The organism is Acetobacter sp. AN02, from assembly GCF_029759835.1.
Lineage (GTDB): Bacteria > Pseudomonadota > Alphaproteobacteria > Acetobacterales > Acetobacteraceae > Acetobacter.
On record NZ_JAJJND010000133.1, the window covers coordinates 1 to 4924 of the forward strand.

General features: G+C 60.3%; 4 protein-coding genes and 2 pseudogenes. 3 read left to right on the top strand and 3 right to left on the bottom strand.

Annotated elements, in window-relative coordinates; genetic code table 11:
• Positions 1-72: 72 nt before the first annotated feature.
• A pseudogene (locus LOC54_RS11375) lies at positions 73-357 on the bottom strand (transporter); the annotation flags it as partial.
• Between the two features lie 267 nt (positions 358-624).
• On the opposite strand from LOC54_RS11375, the gene LOC54_RS11380 reads away from it, so the two are divergent.
• A complete protein-coding gene (locus LOC54_RS11380; RefSeq protein WP_408740350.1) occupies positions 625-1923 on the top strand; it encodes an NAD-dependent succinate-semialdehyde dehydrogenase in 1299 nt (432 codons plus the stop codon).
• Between the two features lie 30 nt (positions 1924-1953).
• Here LOC54_RS11380 and LOC54_RS11385 read toward each other — a convergent pair whose 3' ends face one another.
• The gene (locus tag LOC54_RS11385; protein ID WP_279313913.1) at positions 1954-2232 is read right to left on the bottom strand and encodes a hypothetical protein; all 279 of its coding nucleotides are present in this window, start codon (positions 2230-2232) and stop codon (positions 1954-1956) included.
• A 184-nt stretch (positions 2233-2416) separates the two neighbouring features.
• On the opposite strand from LOC54_RS11385, the gene LOC54_RS11390 reads away from it, so the two are divergent.
• Positions 2417-3679 (top strand): aminopeptidase, encoded by a 1263-nt coding sequence (locus LOC54_RS11390; protein WP_279313914.1) that lies wholly within the window; start codon positions 2417-2419, stop codon positions 3677-3679.
• Positions 3676-4227 carry a hypothetical protein gene (locus LOC54_RS11395; protein ID WP_279313915.1) on the top strand — a complete coding sequence of 184 codons (552 nt, stop codon included), beginning with the start codon at positions 3676-3678 and terminating at the stop codon, positions 4225-4227. The genes LOC54_RS11390 and LOC54_RS11395 overlap by 4 nt, the downstream gene beginning before the upstream one ends.
• Before the next feature lie 39 nt (positions 4228-4266).
• Here LOC54_RS11395 and LOC54_RS11400 read toward each other — a convergent pair.
• A pseudogene (locus tag LOC54_RS11400) lies at positions 4267-4783 on the bottom strand (LysR substrate-binding domain-containing protein); the annotation flags it as partial.
• Positions 4784-4924 lie beyond the last annotated feature (141 nt).

A 4924-nucleotide genomic window follows, 5' to 3' on the forward strand; every position in this document is an offset into this window, starting at 1 on the left:
ATGATCAGCATCCTGTGAATCACATTTTTAGCCCAATGGGTACCCCGTGAGTCTGATCAAGAAACGGTTGGTATAATTCTCCGTCTGAAGGAGCTCAAACGCAAAACCCACATGCGGAATGGCATCAAAACTACGGAAATGGACGTATTTCGTCATACCCGACCAGGTATGGCTCCCGCCTCCTCCGTAACGCTGTCCCTGCCCGTTATAGCTCATCCCGGCCCCGTTGCCGTTGCCGTACTACACCAAAACATTGAACGGCTTGGAATCAACCGGAAGGTCATATTCATGAGGGCCGATGAAACCGAGCGTGATATCCGCCGCACGGACCGGAAGAATGCCCGCCGCGGCAGACATCAGGGAAAGGACCAGAGCAGAGATCCGTGCAGACCGCACCTTCCTGTTATTGTCAGACATATCCGGTCCGCTTTCACGAGCGCCTGAAACCCTGATCCCCCGGATATGCATGAGACTGAGGGAAACGCCCTGTTATTATCGTTGCGGACAATACATTTTCACTTCCGTTATGATGCAACCCGCACAGACGGACTGTTCATAAAAAGTTGTACATCCGCGGCAGGACTGTCCCGTATATGACACACCCGCCCTCCCCACGGGTCGGCCATGATCGACCGGGCTCATACCCTGTGGAAAGAAGACTGGCGGAAACGCTCCTTTGCGGATCGCAAGACCATCGTCAGCAAGGCCGCTGATCTTCTCAGGGCCGATAAGGACAAACACGCCCGCCTGATCTCCACCGAAATGGGGAAAGTGCTGCACGAGGCCGTCGCCGAGATCGAGCTGAGCGCCGACATCCTCACCTATTACGCCGAGAATGCCGAACGCTTTCTCGCACCGAAAAAACTCAGCGTATCCGGAGGCCACGAAGCCACCGTCGTGAACGAGCCGCTTGGCGTCATTTACTGCGTGGAGCCCTGGAACTTCCCCTATTATCAGCTCGCCCGCGTCGCCGCCCCCAATCTGATGGCAGGCAACGTCGTGATGGTGAAGCACGCACCCGGCGTTCCGCAATGCGCCGTCGCGTTCGAGGAATTGTTCCGCAAGGCAGGCGCACCGGAAGGCGCATACACCAACCTGTTCCTGACAAATGACCAGTCCGAAGTCCTGATCGGCCGCCCGGAAATCCGCGGCGTGGCCCTGACAGGCAGCGAACGCGCCGGCAGTGCCGTGGCCGGACAGGCCGGACGCGCGCTGAAGAAAAGCACCATGGAGCTTGGCGGGTCCGACGCTTTCATCGTTCTCGACGATGCCGATCTGGATGAGGTCGTCCCGCGCGCGGCCGCTGCCCGTATCTCCAACAACGGACAGGTGTGCACGTCCGCCAAACGCATGATCGTTGACGAGTCTCTGGTCGACGCCTTTACGTCCCGCCTGAAGGACGCTTTTGCGGAATTCCGCTACGGCGATCCGCTCGAACAGGGCGTCACACATGGTCCGATGAGCAGCGAAACCGCCATGAAGACCACGCAGGCCCAGGTGAAAAAAGCTGTCGAGGCCGGAGCCAGTCTCGTCACCGGCGGCAAACAGCTTGATCGTGACGGATTCTTCCTTGAGGCCGCGATTCTGACCGGCATCACGAAGGATAACCCCGCTTTTTACGAGGAAATTTTCGGACCTGTGGCCGTCATTCATTCCGTGAAGGGAGAGGAAGCTGCCATCGCTCTGGCAAACGACTCGCCCTATGGTCTGGGGGGCTCCGTCCATTCCTCCGATGTCGCACGTGCCCGCAAGGTGGCCGATCAGATCGATACGGGAATGGTCTATATCAACGCCATAACCGGCAGCGCACCGGATGTTCCTTTCGGCGGTATCAGGAACTCCGGCTACGGACGTGAACTGTCCGAATTCGGAATTGAGGAATTCCTCAATCGTAAACTGATCTTCCTCCCTCGCGACGCCTGATCAGAGCGGCATTCCTGATCCTGCCTCGGATCAGGAATGCTCCGTGAGAACTCCCGGAACACCATCCGTTTCCGGTGCGGCGCCGTCATCCGCAGGCGCCGTATAAGGCGCAGGCATCTCCTCCCCGAGCTGCAGACAGCGATAGACCGCCAGCCAGTATCCTGCGGCATTTCCCAGATTCATCCTGTGCGCGGCCTCCAGGCGCCGGGCGGCGTAATTCCGGGCCTCGCTGCCATGGCTTTCACGCAGATCCCATGCAGCCTCGCTGATAAATCTCGGATCGTACATCTGTGATCTGGACCTATTCATTAAGGTCTCCTTAACCGGTGGCCAGTCTCTGCAGCAAAGGTATTAACAAAAGGTTAATTTCAGGCGCAGATAGTCATTTTATCAACTACTTTCCTCATCTTGTGCCTGCGATCCCCTGTTGCCCTCAACGCCTGTCCGGGCCACCCTGTGCAATATCTTTTCGTACTGAGCAGAGAATTCCGTCATGTCGTCCTCCCCGCCCTCTTCCGCCCTGACCATCGCAGAGAGAATCGACCGCCTCGCGGAAGTGGCCGTCCGCACCGGACTGAACCTGAAGGAAGGCCAGCAGCTCATCATCACCGCGCCGCTGGATGCCGTCCCGCTCGTGCGCCGTATTACGGAGCACGCCTATCGCACCGGAGCCTCTCTGGTGACGACGCTTTATAACGATGATGAATCCACCCTCGCCCGCTATCGTTTTGCACCGGACAGCGCATTCGATACCGCCGCAACCTGGCTCAGCCATGGCATGGCGGCAGGCTTCCGCGAAGGTGCGGCCCGCATGGCCATCACCGGCGGCAACCCCTCCCTGCTCAGCGGACAGAATCCGGAGCGCATCTCCCGCGCCGGCAAGGCCTCTTCCGCAGCGGGCCGCCAGGCGATGGAAATCATTACGAATTTCGAGGTGAACTGGAATATCGTCGCCGCTGCGACTCCGGCCTGGGCGGCACAGGTCTTTCCGGACCTGCCGGAAGATCAGGCCGTGGAACGCCTCTGGCAGGCCATCTTCGCCACGTCACGGATTCTCAACGACGATCCGGTTTCGGAATGGGTGGAGCATAATGCCCGCCTCCATCGCCGCGCGGACAAGCTGAACGGGCTGAACTTCGCGGCCCTGCATTTCAGCGGCCCGGACACGGAACTGACTGTCGGCCTCGCAGACGGACATCGCTGGGTCGGCGGATCGAACGAAGCCCGCAACGGTATCGTCTGCAATCCGAACATCCCCACAGAGGAGGTGTTCACGACGCCGCATCGCCTGCGTGTGGACGGCCATGTCCGCAGCACCAAGCCCCTCTCCTGGCAGGGCACGATGCTCGACGATATCCGCGTGGTCTTCCGGGACGGGCAGATCACGGAGGCCCGCGCCGGAAAAGGCGAGGACGTGCTGCAGCGCATGATCGGCACGGATGAAGGCGCGCCCCGCCTCGGCGAGGTCGCGCTCGTACCGCATTCTTCCCCCATCTCACAGAGCGGCGTGCTGTTCCACAATACGCTGTTCGACGAGAACGCCGCCAGCCATATCGCCTTGGGCCAGGCCTATGCCGAATGTATGTTCGATGCTGTCGGAATCGGCGAACAGGCCCTCAATGAGCGCGGAGCCAACAGCAGTATGATCCACGTGGACTGGATGATCGGCTCCGCCGAAACATCCGTATATGGCGTAAACGCGGATAACGAGCGTATTCCCCTTATGATCGACGGTGAATGGACTGACGCAGCATGAAACCGATCCTCTCCCGCATTCTCCCGGGCTGCCTCGCCGCAGCCCTCCTCTGCGCCGGTCTGACCGGAGTCGCACAGGCCCAGCAGACAGCACAGCCGCAGGCCGCCTCCGGGCAGACTCCGCCGACAGAAGCAGAGATGGCGCAGATGCGGCGCGACGTCGCCACCGCAGCCGCCTATCCCCTGCCACGGGATTTTCTGCCCCGCATGACCGCAGCCCTGGGAGAACTCCGCCAGGCCGGACTCCAGCCGCCAACAGGCCGCAATCTCAGCCTGGAACAGACCATCCAGGCCGTCTCCTCAGTCCCGGGCGTGGAGCCGGTCCTGCGTAAGCATGGCTTCACCCCGAGGGATTTCGTCATCGGCCTGACGGGTTTCGGTATCACCCATGCCGTGCTGTCTGACCCGCAGGCTCAGGCCTCCGGCCAGGCCCCGCGCCTGAACCAGGAAAACGTCGCCCTGCTGCAGAACAATCAGCAGCAGGTCACGGAACTTCTTGCGGAAATGGGAGCAACCCCGCCGCAGAAGATGCAGCAGATCCAGCCATAAACACACGGGGGGCGGCGGTTCCCGGTCATCTGCTGCCCCTCACATCATATCGGGCCGGATTTTCCTGAAAACGCGAAACAAAGGTCTCTCTCAGCCAGCGATGCACCGGATCGGTGTCATGCCGCGGGTGCCAGGCATGAAATGCCTCGATCCAGGGAAGCGGAAACGGAAACTCGAACGTCGCGAGCCCGAGCGCATCCATCGATACATGATCCAGAACCATGCCGGGCAGGACCAGAATCAGATCTGTCTCCTTCATGCTCTCGATCATGGCGTGATAGTTCGGCACCACCATCGCAATGCGCCGGGTCAGCCCGTACAGATCACGCAACGCCCAGTCGATCGGCCCACGCGCCCGCCCCCGGCGTGAAACGCTGATATATTCATACTCAACAATGCTCTGCGGCGTAACCGGACCCGACAGGATGGGATGCCCCTTGCGCACCGTGCCGCGCACCTTGTCCCGGGACAGCGTCTGACGGCGGATCTCCGGCTTCATGTTGTCCGTCGCGCCGATATACAGATCAATGCTGTTCTGCCGCAGCGGATCTGATGCAGGATCATTGACGTGCCCCCCTTTTTGTATCCACTCAAAAGGAGAGTTCCCGTTTTTTATGGCCTGGGGTTGATGGGATGACAAGTGTCTCGGGGGCATGCCCCCGAGACCCTTGTCTGGCGATCTGATCCGGTGTCCTGC